Below are 14958 nucleotides of genomic sequence, written 5' to 3'. Positions count from 1 at the left end.
CGCTCCTGCTGTGCCGGTGCGGGAGTGCCGACGTCGAGGTGCTCGAGGGCCGGGACCTGAAAATCATGTCCATGGAAGTGAGCTGAGGATGTGCGCAACCTGTGGCTGCGGCGGTGAAGGCGCAGTCATCACGCCGGCCGGCGACAACCACGACCAGGACCACCCGCACGACCACGATCATCCGCAAGACCAACCGCACGACCACCCGCACGACCACCCGCACGAGAGCATTCACACCGAAACCATCACCCTCGAACAGAAAGTCCTCGCGAAGAACGATCTGATCGCCGAGGAGAACCGGGAGTGGCTGGCCGAGCGCAACATCCTCGCGCTCAACATGACGAGTTCGCCCGGCGCGGGCAAGACAGCTCTCCTCGAACGCACCATCCGCGAACTCCGCGGCCAGCGGCCGATCGCCGTCATCGAGGGAGATCAGGAGACGCTGCTGGATGCCAATCGCATCCGGGCCGCCGGTGCCCGCGCGGTGCAGATCAACACCGGGGCCGGCTGTCACCTGGACGCCGACATGGTGCGCCGGGCCCTCGATACCCTCGACCCCGAGCCCGGTTCGCTGTTGTTCATCGAGAACGTCGGTAATCTCGTCTGCCCGGCCATGTTCGATCTCGGCGAGCACAGCAAAGTCGTGGTGATCTCGGTGACCGAAGGCACCGACAAGCCGCTGAAGTACCCCCACATGTTCGCCGCCGCAGGGCTTGTCGTCATAAATAAGATGGATCTACTGCCCTACGTGGACTTCGATGTCGACACGTGCGCTGGCTATGCGCGATCGCTGAACGCGGACGTCAAGATACTGCCGCTATCGGCAACCCGGGGCGACGGCGTCCCCGATTGGTGCACCTGGGTCGCACGCCTGGCTGACCCGCCCCGAAACGGACATGTCACCTGAGCGAGGAGCCGCCATGACCGGCCGGTGCCGGCGTCGGATCTGCGTGCACGGTGTGGTCCAGGGCGTCGGTTTCCGGCCGTTCGTGTACACCACCGCCGCCGCAGTCGGCCTGTCCGGTTGCGTGCGCAACGACAGTTCCGGCGCCATCATCGAGGTCGAAGGCAAGCCCGACGATGTCGACCGGTTCCTCAACCTGCTTCGTGGCGCCCCGCCCCCGCTCGCAGTCATCGAAGCGATTGTGGTGGAAGAGGTTCCGACATGCGGTGGCACCGGTTTCCGGATCGTGGACACCTCCCATTCCGACGGCGGCCGCACCCTGGCTTCCCCCGATGTGGCCATGTGCGCCGATTGCGCAGCCGAGCAACGCGATCCGGCCAACCGCCGGTACCGGCACGCGTTCATCAACTGTACGAACTGCGGCCCGCGCTTCACGATCATCACCGCGCTGCCGTATGACCGCTCTGCCACCACCATGGCGGCGTTTCCGCTGTGTGGAGACTGCGCGGGCGAATATGCCGACCCGACCGATCGCCGGTTCCATGCCCAACCGGTGTGCTGCCCACAGTGTGGCCCGACCATGTCCTACCGCGATAGCGGCGGACAGCTCACCGGGGGCGCGGATGGGTTGCGGCGCGCACGGAAGCTGTTGCGCGACGGCGGAATCCTGGCGGTCAAAGGGATCGGGGGCTACCACCTGGCATGCGACGCCGCCAACGACGACGCAGTGTCCGAACTGCGCCGCCGCAAACAGCGCGGCGACAAGCCGTTCGCGGTGATGGTCCCGGATCTGCGAGTGGCACGCACGCTGTGCGAACTCGATGAATGCTCAGAACGGCTGCTGTCGGGTCCGCAACGACCGATCGTGCTGATGGAGCGGGCGCCGTCGGCCCCGGTCGCAGCTTCGGTGGCGCCGCGCAGTCCCGACCTCGGGGTGATCCTGGCCTACACCCCGTTGCACTCCCTGCTGTTCGGGCTGCCCGGTGACGAACCCGGACCCCCGGTGCTGGTGATGACATCGGGCAACCGTGGCGGCGAGCCGATCTGCTACCGCGACGACGAAGCAACAGAACGTCTTTCGCACCTCACCGACGGCTGGCTGCTGCATGACCGGCCGATACTGGTGCCTTGCGACGACTCCGTGGTGCGAGCGCTAACAGGCGCCGAATTACCTATCCGCCGATCCCGCGGCTACGCGCCACTGCCCGTCGCCCTGCCGACGGCTGTCCGGCCGACGCTGGCAGTCGGCGCCGACGTGAAGAACGCCATGGCCGTCGCCGAGGGCCGATATGCCTGGCTGAGTCAGCACATCGGCGACATGGACGACCTGGCGACCCTGTCCACGTTCGACTCCGCGGCCAGCCACCTCGGCGCACTGACGGGTGTGCACCCCGAAATCTTGGTAACCGATGCCCATCCGGGGTACCGCTCGACCTCGTGGGCGCACCGCAACTCCGCGGGCCGGCCCGTCTGCCCGGTGCAACACCACCACGCGCACATCGCCGCGGTGATGGCCGAGCACGGCTTGAGCGGGTCCGAGCCCGTGCTCGGTTTCGCCTTCGACGGCACCGGGTACGGTCCCGACGGCGCGGTGTGGGGCGGTGAGGTCCTGCTCGCCGACTACACGGGCTTCCGGCGAATGGCACACCTGAAGTACGTGCCGCTGCCGGGTGGCGACGTCAGTGTGCTCCGGCCCTACCGAATGGCCATGGCGCACCTGTGGGCAGCGGGGCTGCCCTGGTTTGACGACCTGCCGCCAGTTCACACTTGCCCGGCGGAGGAGCGCGGGGTACTGCTGCATCAGCTTGAGACCGGGCTGGGCTGTGTCCCCACTTCCAGCATGGGGCGGCTGTTCGACGCCGTCTCCGCATTGGCCGGTGTCCGCCAGGTGGTGGACTACGAAGCGCAGGCGGCGATCGAGTTGGAGGGCTTGTCCCGCGGGGCCGACCCCGGGAACCGGCGATACCGGTTCCAGATCGACTACCCGGTCGAGGCACCGGCACTGATCGATCCCGCGCCCCTGCTCGGCGCAGTCCTCGACGATGTGCGCAACGGTGTGCCGGCACGCGTGATCGGCGCCCGATTCCACAGCGCGGTGACCCGGTTGGTGGTCCATCTCGCCGCCGAGTGCGCCCCGGATACCAACACGATCGCGCTGTCCGGTGGCGTGTTCCAGAACGCGCTGCTGGTGCGACACTCATTGACAGCGCTGAACGACAACGGTTTCACGGTCATTACCCATCGCCACGTACCGCCTAACGATGGCGGTATCGCACTGGGTCAACTCATGGTCGGGAACTCGGGGTACTAGACCTCTCGGGATACTGGACCTCTCGGGATACTGGGACACTCGGGATACTGGGACACTCGGCATACTGGGATGACAGGAAGGACTGGTCATGTGTCTGGCGGTACCGGGGAAGATTCTGCGCATGGAGGATCGAGACGGCACGCTGATGTCCGTCGTTGACTTCGGCGGGGTGCAGAAGGACGTCTGCCTGCAGTTCCTCCCCGACGCCCACGTCGGCGAATACGTGGTGGTGCACGTCGGTTTCGCGATTCAGCGTCTGGACGAGGAGTCGGCGATCCAGACATTGGCGGAGTTCGAGCGCCTCGGTGCGCTCGAGGAGGAGTTCGGCGACGGGTTCGAATTGGCCGCCCGGCAGGCGGGTATGACCAATCCCGAGGCAGCCGGCACCACCACCGGAAGTCCTGAGGTGCCGCAGTGAAGTACCTGGACGAGTTCAGTGATCCTGAACTTGCGGGTAAGTTGATCGATCAGATCCGATCCGCCACCAGCAGGCGCTGGGCCATCATGGAAGTCTGTGGCGGACAGACTCACTCGATCATCCGGCACGGTATCGACCAGCTACTCCCCGACGAGATCGAGATGATCCATGGGCCGGGGTGCCCGGTGTGTGTGACGCCGTTGGAGATCATCGACAAGGCGCTGGAGATCGCTTCCCGGCCCGACGTCATCTTCTGCTCATTCGGTGACATGCTGCGGGTTCCCGGCAGCGCCAAGGATTTGTTCCGGATCAAGGGCGAAGGCGGCGACGTGCGGGTGGTTTACTCCCCCTTGGACGCCCTCACCGTCGCCAAGGCCAATCCGGACAAACAGGTGGTGTTCTTCGGGATCGGTTTCGAGACCACTGCCCCCGCCAACGCGATGACCGTGCACCAAGCGAAGCAGCTCGACATCGAGAACTTCTCTATGTTGGTGTCGCACGTGCTCGTGCCGCCGGCCATCGCCGCGATCATGGAGTCCCCCACCTGCCGGGTGCAGGCCGTGCTGGCCGCAGGCCATGTCTGCGCTGTGATGGGTACCGATGAGTATCCGCCGCTCTGCGACAAGTACGACATCCCGATCGTGGTGACCGGTTTCGAGCCGCTGGACATCCTCGAAGGCATCCGGCGCACCGTGCTGCAACTGGAATCCGGCCGCCACGAGTTGGAGAACGCATACCCCAGAGCGGTGCGCGCCGAAGGCAACGCACCCGCCAAAGCGATGCTGCAGGACGTGTTCGAGGTGACAGACCGGGCCTGGCGCGGTATCGGGATGATCCCCTCGAGCGGCTGGCGGTTGGCCGACAAGTACCGCGACTACGACGCGGAGCATCGCTTCGCCGTAACCGACATCCATACCGAGGAGTCGGCGGTGTGTCGTTCCGGCGAGGTGTTGCAGGGCTTGATCAAGCCGCACGAGTGTGCGGCATTCGGCACGTTGTGCACACCGCGTAATCCGCTGGGCGCCACCATGGTCTCCTCCGAGGGCGCGTGTGCCGCCCACTATCTCTACCGGCGGCTGGACGTGACACATGTCTGAGGTGGCTCCCCCCGAAACCGACTCGAATGACACCTCAGCGACCATCGACACCGAAGCCTGGGTGTGTCCCGCGCCGCTGCGCGACGCGCCCAACGTCGTGATGGGACACGGGGGCGGGGGCGCGATGTCCGCCGAGCTCGTCGAGAACTTGTTCCTGCCCGCATTCGGCCCGGCCGCCGAAACCGGGATGGGCGATTCCGCGGTGTTGCACCTGGGCGCCGAACGGTTGGCCTTCTCAACCGACTCTTACGTGGTCAAGCCGCTGTTCTTCCCCGGGGGCAGCATCGGCGATCTCGCCGTCAACGGAACGGTCAACGATTTGGCCATGGCTGGCGCGCAGCCGATGGCGCTGTCGACCGCCTTCATCCTCGAGGAGGGCACCGCGCTGACCGAAGTCGCGCGGATCGCCCGGGCCGTCGGCACCGCGGCGCTGGCGGCCGGTGTGAGCCTGGCCACCGGTGACACCAAGGTCGTCGAGTCGGGGCACGGCGATGGGGTGTACATCAACACCGCGGGCATCGGCGTCGTGGACAAACGGGCAGACATCCGTCCGCAGCGCACCCAGCCCGGCGATGTGGTGATCGTCAGCGGTGACATCGGTGTGCACGGGGTGGCGGTGATGAGTTGCCGAGAAGGCCTTGAGTTCGCCACCAACGTCGCCAGCGATAGCGCACCCCTGCATGGACTCGTCGCGGAGATGATCGACACCGGGGCAGACATCCACACGCTGCGCGACCCCACCAGGGGTGGTGTCGGCGCAACCCTGAATGAGATCGCCAAAGCCGCCGGCGTCGGAATCGCGCTCAACGAGCGATCTTTCCCCATTCCCGGCGCCGTCCGCGATGCCTGCGGGCTGCTGGGACTCGACCCGCTCTACGTCGCCAACGAAGGCAAGCTCATCGCCTTCGTCGCCGCCCAGGACGCCGATAGGGTGCTCGCCGCGATGCACGCCCACCCCTACGGCAGACATGCTTCGGTGATCGGCAGGTGCGTTACCGAACACCCGGGGATGGTCGTGGCGCTCACCGCGCTGGGCGGCACCCGGGTGGTGGATCTGCCTATCGGCGAACAACTTCCACGCATCTGCTGATTGCTCAGGAACAGTTGCGACCCCTTTGCGGGGTGCGCTCATCCCCCAGCTAACGGCTTCCCCAACTTGCTGCGTCTGGTCGACGCCGCACCCGTTTCGCCTGAGCGCGATCGCTTACCGGGTACCGAAGGTGACGGCGTTCAACCGATGTCGCGACGGCGGAAGCCGGCGAACGCGACGGCCGTGACCACGACGAAGACCACTCCCACCCCGGCAAGGCCGGTCCAGTCGGGCACCGGGACGGTGACGTCGGGGACGTGGTGCAGTGGGCTGATCGACAAAGCCCATTCGGGCAGTTTGAAGGTCGGCCCGAGGATGGTCAGCGCGAACGCGACGATGATGGCCAACCAGCCAACGAGACGGACCGCCGGTTGAACCCCAACGGCGGCAGCGGCGATCGCGACGAGGACCCACACCGCGGGGACGGTGGCCGCGGCCTGCGCGACGACGCTCGGGATCGAGACCCCGGTATCCGAATTGGCGGCGATCAGACCTAACATCGTTCCGCCGACCAGGAGGTAGATCGCTGGGGCGAGATAGGCGACCAAAATATTGCTGGCTAGATATGTCGGCCTGCGAACCGCACCGGCCAGCAAGGGTTCGACACGAAAGTTTTTCTCCTCGAACGCTATCCGATTGACGATCTGCACCCCGGAGATGGCGGCGATGAGGCCGACCAATTCCAGAATCGTGACGATGAATGCGAACGTCAAATTCGGGGCGCCTCCCGGCTGGCCCGCCAGAACGCCGCGCAGAGAAGTGTTGGAAACCAGCAGTTCGGTGATGGCGGTGGACAGGTATCCGAAGACAACGCCGAGCCCGGCGAATGCAACCAGCCAAGTGATCAGGGAGCCTCGGTTGAGGCGAACCGCCAGACCCCAGACGTTGGCAGCGCGGCCACCGCGAGCCGGTCCGGGTCGGGGCGCGATGATGCCTGCGCCGTAGTCACGTCTGCCGTCGAGGAAGAACCCGCAGGCGATCAGGACGACTGCCAGTGCCAGGGCCAGCAGCAGCGGCCAGGGATTGATATCGGCAGCCGGGCGTACCTGCTCCAACCAGCCCAGCGGCGTGGTCCAGACCGCCCACCCAGCTGCATCGATGGAATCGATGGATCCCCTCACCACGAAGAAAATTCCCAACAAGCCGATGGCAATGCTGCTGGCCGAGCGGGCATCGGAGCCCAGTTGGACGGTCACCGCGGCCACCCCGGCGAACATCAGGCCCGAGGCGGTGAAGGTTGCCGACAGCAACAATGAGGGCAGTGCCGCGCCCCCTACGGCGACGGTGAGCACAAAGCACACCACCCCCATGGCCAGAGAAGCGATGACGGCCAGCAAGACAGCGACGGTCAGGCGAGCCTGTCGGCCCAACACCCCCGAGGCCAGAAGTTCAGCCTGTCCAGAATCCTCGTCAGCGCGGCTGTTGGCGACCACCACGAGGATCGCCATCAGCGCGGCGAAGAAAGCACCCAGCGCTCCGGACCGCCACGCGTTGAAACCGTCATTGGTCATCAAGTCACGGGCGGGGCCGAAGATCAGCGACAGCGCCGGATTCGACGTCAGCGCCGCCGACAGCTGCCTACGTTCGTCGATATCGGGAAAAATCAGCCGGTAGGCCAGAATCGATGACACCGACAGGGCCGACACCCCCATTACCCACGGGGCGATGGCGCGAGCGTTTTGTTTGAGCGAAACAGGCAGGAGCACAGATACACCCGTGAAGGCGGTCATGAAAGTGCGCTTACCTCTGGGCCCTCTGTGCCCGTATCGCTCACCGCGTCAGCGCTCGTGTACTGCTGGAGGAAGAGCTCTTCGAGCGAGGGCGGGGTTACCGTCAGCGCGGTGAGGCCATACCGAAGTAGTTGCGCCACAGCGGCGCCGACATTGGCGGTCTCGGCCGAGCCGGTGAAGTGCGCGTCCTCGAGGTGCGCACTGCAGAAGCCGTCCAGGTGGTTCACCGTCGGAGGCGGGTTTCCCAGCGTGGCGGTGATCGTGCTGCGGGTCTGGCCGCGAAGGTCGTCGAGTGTGCCGTTCTGCACGATGCGGCCCTGACGAATGATGCTGACCTGGTCGGCCAGGACTTCAACCTCGCTCATGATGTGACTGGAGAGCAGGACCGTGCGACCGCGGGCCTTCTCCTCAGCGATCTCCTCCTGGAATACGACCTCCATCAAGGGGTCCAGACCTGATGTGGGCTCATCGAGAATGAGCAACTCGACATCGGAGGACAGTGCGGCAACGATGGCGACCTTTTGCCGGTTTCCCTTGGAGTACTGACGACCCCGTTTGGTGGGGTCGAGTTCGAAACGCTCGACGAGATGTCCGCGGCGGTTCTCGTCCAAACCCCCGCGAAGATTACCGAGCAGATCGATCGCCTCACCGCCGGTGAGGCTGGGCCACAACACGACGTCTCCGGGCACGTAGGCAAGCCTGCGGTGCAGCTCGACCACGTCGCGCCAGGGATCCCCGCCGAGCAGTTGCACCTGGCCGGCATTCTTGCGCAGCAACCCCAGAAGCACTCGGATGGTGGTCGACTTTCCAGCGCCGTTCGGGCCGAGAAAGCCGTGCACTTCCCCCTCCGACACGTTCAGATTCAGCCCGTCCAGGGCGGTGAACGCACCGAATTTCTTGACCAGACCATCGATGGCGATCGCGGCTCGGCGGTGCCTGCTCAACGTCAGCCCCCTCTGGGTTGTGCTGCCTTCAAACCAGCCTGGTGATCTCTTATCCCGCGCCCGGTGGTCACGATGATCTTGTCATCTCGGCCCCGTCACGCCTTCACGCACTCGATGAGAGAAAAGACCGGTCGTTCGATCAGTTCGTCCCAGAAACCCGGTTCGCGCGCGGCGAGCGCCTCCGGCGGGACTACCGGTCGGTGTACCGCCACATCTACGAAGCCTGCCGCCTCCAGCTCTGACCGATACGCCTCGGTGGGCAAATAGTAGTTCCTGATGTGCAGCCCCGAGGCGCCGACCAATACCGTGAAGTCGATCGGCGCACCCTCGTAGACCTGGTCGGCCAACCGCGCCTCGAACCCGTACTTGTGGTAGTCGGGCCTGGGGTCGTAGTGGTAGATGCTCGGGTTGACGTTGATCGTCACAAAACGTCCGCCCTTCCTGACTCTGCTGGCGAGTCCAGCGCACATACGGGCGAGTTCGGCGCGGCTGCGCGCGTACACCATGAGGTAGGCGCATGCGACCACGTCGAAATCCTGAGGGGGATCGGCGACGGTCGATGCGTCGCCGACGACATATTCGATATCCAGCGGCTGCCGAGCCTCATGTTGCCGAGCCAACTCGATCATCCGCGTGGAGATGTCCAACCCCATGACCTTCGCCGCGCCGGCCTGGCGCAGCAGCCTGGTGAAATGGCCTTCACCGCAGGCAACGTCGAGCACCTTCTTGCCCGAGACGTCGCCAACCAGCCTCAGCAAGGAGAAGGTGTCGACTTGATACACCGGCAGGGTGTTCTTGGCCTGCTGGTAGAGCTCGGCGTTGTCACCCTCGTCGTAGTCGGTAACCATATGAGTCAACTCCTTTGGCAGTCGGCAGGCCGGTCGCCGGACCCGCTGCGCAAGCTGGACCGGTGAGTTCCCCTTCGCGGTGTAGGGCTTCCCATCGTGGGATTACCACTGGTCGCGCGGGACATCGAAATCCGCACACAATGCGCGCCACACCGCGCGCGGCTCGATACCCTCCTCGATGGCCTGCACCGCCGTGCGCCCGCCGATACCGGTGAGCACGTGGTCGACCAGCATCGACGAGGCCCGCACCGCACCGAACTGGCGCTCAACGAGCTCCGAGAATTCCGTCAGCCGCACGTGCCCAACCTACGCCGACCCGCTCAACGCCTCGTGGCACACCCGTACCGGATCAGCGACCTGCGCGACACTGGCGCCGGCCCGCCGCGCGGCGGCCTGGTAGCCCGGCGAACCGAGCACCTCCCGCGTCGCCGCAGCCAGAGCTGGGGCGGTCAGCGGTCGAACAAGCTGTCCACTGCCCTGGCGCACAACACGATTAGCGATCTCCCATTGGTCGCCGCCGCCGGGAACCACCACCATGGGCACTCCGGCCAACAGCGATTTCGCCACAGTGCCGTGGCCACCACCGCAGATCAGCAGATCGGCTCCCGACAGCAGTTCGTCTTGGCGCCCGAGTCCGACCACCGCCCAGGGCGGGACCTGACCCTCGGGACTTTCCAGCCGTGATACCGCCACCCGCGAACCCTCGGGCAGCACTTCACCGGGCACCAGCGTGTCCAGCACCAGTTCACTGAGCCCGCTTGCTCCGGTCTTCGCGGTCGAGGGGGCCACCACCACAACGGGGCCCTCGCCGGGAGGCAGTTGCAGTACCGCAGTCGTCGGCTCGAAATGCAGCGGCCCGACCACGACGGCCTCCACAGGCCAGTCCGGTCGTGGCACCTCCAGGGCGGGCAGCGTGGCGATCAAACGCCGCAGTGGCCCACGATCATCAGCGGACAGACCGATAGCGACGCGCGCCGCGGACCGCTGACGCAGACCCGCACGCCACGAGCGCGCGCTGAGCGCCCGCATCAGCGCGTCTCGCCCCCGGCCGCGCAGACCGCTGCCTGGGGCCAACCCGCTGCCCAGCGGCGGCAGGCCTTTCGACGGACGGTAGAGCGGGTGGGTGTTCAGTTCGATCCACGGTAGGCCGAGTAGGTCGGCGGCCAGGCCACCGCAGGCGGTGATCGAATCGGAGATCACCACATCGGGTGCCAGATCACAGATCCGCTGCCTGTTCAGCACCGCCATCCGGGCTGCTCGATGATGGATCTTGGCGCCGGAATCAGTGTCGTCGTCGTCCGCGGACGGATCCAGCCCGTCCAGTTCAACAGCATCGATTCCTGCACCGCGGGCCACATCAAGCCTATTTCTGCCGGTCAGCAGGGTCGGAGAATCACCGGCGCCGCGGAATCGCAGGCACAGCGCGATAGCCGGGAAGGCGTGGCCGGGATCAGGTCCTGCGACCACGGCCACGCGCATTCGGGCTACCCTGCCACAGCCTCGGCCGTTAGGCTCAGTCCATGACTGACCAGGCACCCGAGTCCGTGACCGACCAGGCCCCCGGGTCGCCGATGCCGACACCGCACACGCCGACAGCCACCAACGCCGATACGGTGCAGGCTTTCCTGTTCGCCTTGGCCGAGGAGGACTTCGACACCGTGGAGTCGTTGGCGGCGGCGGAGTTGATCTGGCAGAACGTCGGCCTACCGTCCATCCGCGGTCGTCACCGGATCATGAAGTTACTGCGCCGCGGCGAGGGCAGATTCGGTTTCGGAGTGAAGTTCCACAACGTCGCCGAGGACGGGGGCACGGTGCTGACCGAGCGCACCGACGCGATCATCATTGGGCCATTACGGCTGCAGTTCTGGGTGTGGGGCAGGTTCGAGGTGCACGAAGGCAAGGTCACCCTGTGGCGTGACTACTTCGATTTCTTCGACATCATGGTGAAGGCTCCGCTGCGGGCACTGGCCGGTTCGGTGTTTCCTGCACTTCGCCCGACCTTCTGAAAGCTGCTAGGCGCCTCTGAGCCGGCCCAGTTCGTCGAATGCCTGCGCCCAGCCCGTCAGCCGGTCTGTAGCCACCACAAGCTCGTCCCGGCAACGCCGCTGCGACATCGGCGAGCTCGACATCGACCCTGAGTTTGCAGCCGACACCAATTGCGCTGCAGCCGAAACCATCTCGTTGTATTGGTGGGCGCCGCTGTCCAGTTGCGCACGGAAGGCGGCGATCGTCGGCGCAAGGTGGGCCCTTGACTGGGGTGCGGAACGGGCCGCCCGCTCCATCGATACCACCTCGGTGGCGGTGGCGGCCATGGTCGCCCCGGTCTGTTCGGCAGCGAACCTCAGTTCGGCCAATTCTTCGGCGGGGAGCATGCGGCCGCGCTCCATGACACCCAGCATTGAGGTGAGGCCACGTTCGGAGGCTGCCAGCGCAGCCATCGGCTGCCGGGCGGCCGAACCACGCGGCGGCAAGCGCCGCGCCACCCGTATCCGCTGGGGCGGCAGGGGTTCACCTCGCAACCAGCGATAGCGCAGAAACGCCAGGGTCGCGAGGAACGCGGCACCGACGGCGATCGGCGACGGTATGAACAGCGCCCAGACCGGCGTGCTCCAGGAAGCCAGCAAGGCAGTCACACCCACCCAGAACACGGCCGAGACGGTGAAGAACATGCCGAACCGGAACGCCCAGCGCCGCTTGCGTAACAACTTCGCCCGCGGGTCGGCGGCCGCGTTGAGCCGCTGGGCCAGCACATCCGACCACTCCGCGGCGGTGTCGATCCCGCGTTGCGCCAACGAGCGCCATGCCTCCGGTCTGTGGGTACGTGCGGTCATCAAGGCTCCAGAAAGTCTGGTTAGTACGTTCGCCGCTACTGCGACAGTGGGTTTTCCGGTGTCGGTTTCGGCTTGGCTGCCGGCGTCTGGGCCGCCGAGGCGGGGTTGGTGGAGCTGCCGGTGGGTAGCTGCTCCCCACGCATCGACGCCCGGATCTGCTCAAGCCGGGAGTGGCCCGCCATCTGGACGCTGGCCTGCTGGACTTCGAGCATCCGACCGTGCACTGAGTTCTGCGCCAACTCGGCCGAGCCGATCGCGTTGGCGTAGCGGCGTTCGATCTTGTCGCGGACCTCATCGAGGCTCGGGGTATTTCCGGGTGCGGCGAGCTCACTCATCGACCGCAATGACGCGCTGACCTGCTCCTGCATCTTCGCCTGCTCGAGTTGACTGAGCAGCTTGGTGCGCTCGGCGATCTTTTGCTGAAGCATCATCGCGTTCTGCTCAACGGCCTTCTTGGCTTGTCCGGCCGCCTGCAGCGCCTGATCGTGCAGACCCTTGAGGTCCTCAACGCTCTGCTCGGAGGTCACCAGCTGCGCGGCGAATGCCTCGGCGGCGTTGGTGTACTCGGTGGCTTTGCCGGCGTCACCGGCCGCAGCGGCTTGGTCGGCCAGAGTGAGTGCCTGACGCACATTGACCTGCAGCTTCTCGATGTCGGCAAGCTGGCGGTTGAGCCGCATCTCCAGCTGCCGCTGGTTACCGATCACCTGGGCGGCTTGCTGCGTCAACCCCTGGTGCTGGCGCTGGGCCTCTTCGATCGCCTGCTGGATCTGCACCTTCGGGTCGGCGTACTCGTCGACCTTCGAGCTGAACAGCGCCATGAGGTAACGCCACGCCTTGCTGAACGGATTGGCCATCGGTTCGCTCCGCCTTCGTCTTTAGATTGTGCGTCGACCGTATGTGCGTCGACGGTATGTGTGTCGAACAGTGAGACTGTGCCTGGAAGTGCCCCTGAACCAACTTATCGGTTCAGCGCAGATCACCACACCCCTGTGCCCGTTGGTGCGACGACCAGGCCAGCCGCAATCAGGCCGTACCGATCAGGCCACCGCCATGGACACGCCCTGCGGAATGACCACCTTGGTGGAGACGTCGATGCCGGCCGTACTGGGGTGTCCCGGTGGCGCCGCGCCCGTTGTGATCGCGACTCGGGCCTCTGCCAGCGCCAACTCGTCGCCGGCATCCGACATCACCCGTGAGAGCGGGACCGCTAGGGCGCCACAGATGGCGCCGAGGAGTTCACTCGAGGCTTCCTTGCGGCCACGCTCCACTTCAGACAGGTACCCCAGGCTGACCCGCGCGGTGTCCGACACCTCGCGCAGGGTGCGTCCCTGCTCGACACGGGAGCGACGTAGCACGTCGCCGATCACCTCGCGCAGCAATGCCGTCATCGCGCTCTCCTCAATAGCTTGACTATCTAGCCCAACGCGCGGCGTCGCCGGGATGGTTCCCGATCTGGGTCTGCAATCGCCGACGCCGTCCTCAGCTGTCCGGAATTACCCGATCAGCGGGGGCGCCGTCGTTTATCGGGTGCAGTCATTCATCGGCGGGGCGCGCGCGTGAATCCCGGAATGCCGCGACGAAGTAGTCCAGACCGGTGAGCACCGTGAGGACCACCGCGGCCGCCATGATCACCCAGGCGGCGGTCAGCCAGCCACCCGACAGGGGCAGGATGAACAAACCGATCGCGACCGCCTGGACCAGGGTCTTGAGCTTGCCGCCCCGGCTTGCCGGGATGATCCCGCGGCGTAGGACTACAAATCGCAGTGCGGTCACCGCAATCTCCCGGACCAGGATCACTACGGTGACCCACCAGGGCAGATCGCCGAGCAGTGACAGCCCGATGAGGGCGGCCCCGATCAGAGCCTTATCGGCGATGGGATCGGCCAGGGTGCCGAACTCCGTGACCATGCCATAGCTTCGGGCAAGAGCCCCGTCGAATCGATCGGTGATGACCGCCACCGCGAACACGACAAAGGCGACTACCCGCCAATATGTTTCATGGCCATCCCCGACGAACAAGACCACCAGGAATACCGGCACCAACACCAGACGTACACAGGTCAGCGCATTGGCGAGATTCGCCACCCGAGCGCGCGGAACCACTGGATCGGTATGTGGTTGGCCCGGCACCGACACAGAATACTGGTTGCCAGAACCGATACTCTTCGGTATGTGAGCGCAGTTCCGGATGAGTCCGTCGATCGGCTCATTCTGCGGCGCGCCCGGACCTCCGACGTACCGGCCATCAAGGCCCTCGTCGACGTCTATTCCGGCAAGATACTTCTCGAGAAGAATCTGGTGACGCTCTACGAAGCCGTGCAGGAGTTCTGGGTCGCTGAACTGCAGGGTGAACTGATCGGGTGTGGCGCTCTCCACGTGCTGTGGTCAGATCTGGGCGAGGTCCGCACGATCGCGGTGCACCCGAAGGTGAAGGGGCGGGGGGTCGGCCACGCGATCGTCGACCGATTGCTCGCTGTCGCTGCTGAACTGCACCTACACCGCATATTCGTGCTGACCTTCGAAGTCGATTTCTTCGTCCGCCACGGCTTCGAGGAGATCGAGGGCACACCGGTGACCGCAGAGGTCTACGACGAGATGTGCCGCTCCTATGACACCGGTGTGGCCGAGTTTCTCGACCTCTCCTATGTCAAGCCGAACATCCTGGGCAACACTCGGATGCTGTTGACGCTCGAATAGCCCTGGTCATCACCACGATGGCATTCGTGGCAGGCCCTCACGCGAGGCACTTCTGCCGTAACCGGCGTTTCGGCGCTCTTCGTCGGCC

General features: G+C 65.6%; 16 protein-coding genes and 1 pseudogene. 8 read left to right on the top strand and 9 right to left on the bottom strand.

What is annotated here, in order from left to right:
* The 6 genes and pseudogenes from ACPGXI_RS14045 to hypE all read left to right on the top strand — a co-directional run.
* Positions 1-86, top strand: a pseudogene (locus ACPGXI_RS14045) (hydrogenase nickel incorporation protein HypA); the annotation flags it as partial.
* 2 nt (positions 87-88) lie between these two features.
* Positions 89-907 (top strand): hydrogenase nickel incorporation protein HypB, encoded by an 819-nt coding sequence (gene hypB, locus ACPGXI_RS14040; RefSeq protein ID WP_526653890.1) that lies wholly within the window; start codon positions 89-91, stop codon positions 905-907.
* A gap of 13 nt (positions 908-920) precedes the next feature.
* Entirely contained in the window at positions 921-3215 is a 2295-nt protein-coding gene (gene hypF / locus ACPGXI_RS14035) for a carbamoyltransferase HypF (RefSeq protein ID WP_526653888.1), read from the top strand.
* An 88-nt stretch (positions 3216-3303) separates the two neighbouring features.
* On the top strand, positions 3304-3633 hold the full coding sequence (locus ACPGXI_RS14030) for a HypC/HybG/HupF family hydrogenase formation chaperone (protein ID WP_526653886.1): 330 nt from the start codon (positions 3304-3306) through the stop codon (positions 3631-3633).
* Positions 3630-4730, top strand: coding sequence for a hydrogenase formation protein HypD (gene hypD, locus ACPGXI_RS14025; protein ID WP_526653884.1), 1101 nt, complete (start codon positions 3630-3632; stop codon positions 4728-4730). The genes ACPGXI_RS14030 and hypD overlap by 4 nt, the downstream gene beginning before the upstream one ends.
* Positions 4723-5820: a hydrogenase expression/formation protein HypE gene (hypE, locus tag ACPGXI_RS14020; RefSeq protein WP_526653882.1), complete on the top strand. Its 1098-nt coding sequence runs from the start codon at positions 4723-4725 to the stop codon at positions 5818-5820. The genes hypD and hypE overlap by 8 nt, the downstream gene beginning before the upstream one ends.
* Positions 5821-5960: 140 nt before the next feature.
* On the opposite strand, the gene ACPGXI_RS14015 is transcribed toward hypE, so the two are convergent.
* From ACPGXI_RS14015 to ACPGXI_RS13995, 5 genes are all read right to left on the bottom strand, one after another.
* Entirely contained in the window at positions 5961-7550 is a 1590-nt protein-coding gene (locus tag ACPGXI_RS14015; protein ID WP_526653880.1) for an ABC transporter permease, read from the bottom strand.
* Positions 7547-8494, bottom strand: a complete 948-nt coding sequence (locus tag ACPGXI_RS14010; protein WP_526653878.1) for an ABC transporter ATP-binding protein — start codon at positions 8492-8494, stop codon at positions 7547-7549. Before ACPGXI_RS14010 ends, ACPGXI_RS14015 begins: the two co-directional genes overlap by 4 nt.
* Before the next feature lie 95 nt (positions 8495-8589).
* Positions 8590-9342 (bottom strand): class I SAM-dependent methyltransferase, encoded by a 753-nt coding sequence (locus tag ACPGXI_RS14005; RefSeq protein WP_526653876.1) that lies wholly within the window; start codon positions 9340-9342, stop codon positions 8590-8592.
* A gap of 102 nt (positions 9343-9444) precedes the next feature.
* Positions 9445-9639 carry a DUF3046 domain-containing protein gene (locus ACPGXI_RS14000; protein ID WP_526653874.1) on the bottom strand — a complete coding sequence of 65 codons (195 nt, stop codon included), beginning with the start codon at positions 9637-9639 and terminating at the stop codon, positions 9445-9447.
* Between the two features lie 9 nt (positions 9640-9648).
* Positions 9649-10821: a glycosyltransferase gene (locus tag ACPGXI_RS13995; protein ID WP_526653872.1), complete on the bottom strand. Its 1173-nt coding sequence runs from the start codon at positions 10819-10821 to the stop codon at positions 9649-9651.
* Positions 10822-10886: 65 nt separating this feature from the next.
* Here ACPGXI_RS13995 and ACPGXI_RS13990 point away from each other — a divergent pair, with 65 nt between their 5' ends.
* Complete coding sequence (locus tag ACPGXI_RS13990; protein ID WP_526653896.1) at positions 10887-11348, top strand: limonene-1,2-epoxide hydrolase family protein; 462 nt, start codon at positions 10887-10889, stop codon at positions 11346-11348.
* Between the two features lie 6 nt (positions 11349-11354).
* On the opposite strand, the gene pspM is transcribed toward ACPGXI_RS13990, so the two are convergent.
* The 4 genes from pspM to pgsA form a co-directional block, all read right to left on the bottom strand.
* Positions 11355-12173: a phage shock envelope stress response protein PspM gene (gene pspM, locus ACPGXI_RS13985; RefSeq protein WP_526653870.1), complete on the bottom strand. Its 819-nt coding sequence runs from the start codon at positions 12171-12173 to the stop codon at positions 11355-11357.
* Between the two features lie 35 nt (positions 12174-12208).
* A complete protein-coding gene (gene pspA / locus ACPGXI_RS13980) occupies positions 12209-13027 on the bottom strand; it encodes a phage shock protein PspA (protein ID WP_526653868.1) in 819 nt (272 codons plus the stop codon).
* A 183-nt stretch (positions 13028-13210) separates the two neighbouring features.
* A complete protein-coding gene (gene clgR, locus ACPGXI_RS13975; RefSeq protein WP_526653866.1) occupies positions 13211-13561 on the bottom strand; it encodes a transcriptional regulator ClgR in 351 nt (116 codons plus the stop codon).
* Between the two features lie 145 nt (positions 13562-13706).
* Positions 13707-14303: a CDP-diacylglycerol--glycerol-3-phosphate 3-phosphatidyltransferase gene (pgsA, locus tag ACPGXI_RS13970; protein ID WP_526653864.1), complete on the bottom strand. Its 597-nt coding sequence runs from the start codon at positions 14301-14303 to the stop codon at positions 13707-13709.
* Between the two features lie 42 nt (positions 14304-14345).
* Here pgsA and ACPGXI_RS13965 point away from each other — a divergent pair, with 42 nt between their 5' ends.
* Positions 14346-14870 (top strand): amino-acid N-acetyltransferase, encoded by a 525-nt coding sequence (locus ACPGXI_RS13965; RefSeq protein WP_526653862.1) that lies wholly within the window; start codon positions 14346-14348, stop codon positions 14868-14870.
* Positions 14871-14958: the final 88 nt, after the last annotated feature.

The organism is Mycobacterium sp. (genome assembly GCF_049608025.1).
Taxonomy (GTDB): domain Bacteria; phylum Actinomycetota; class Actinomycetes; order Mycobacteriales; family Mycobacteriaceae; genus Mycobacterium.
The sequence above is the reverse complement of the archived record's forward strand: the minus strand, read 5'-3'. Positions and strand labels throughout refer to the sequence as shown.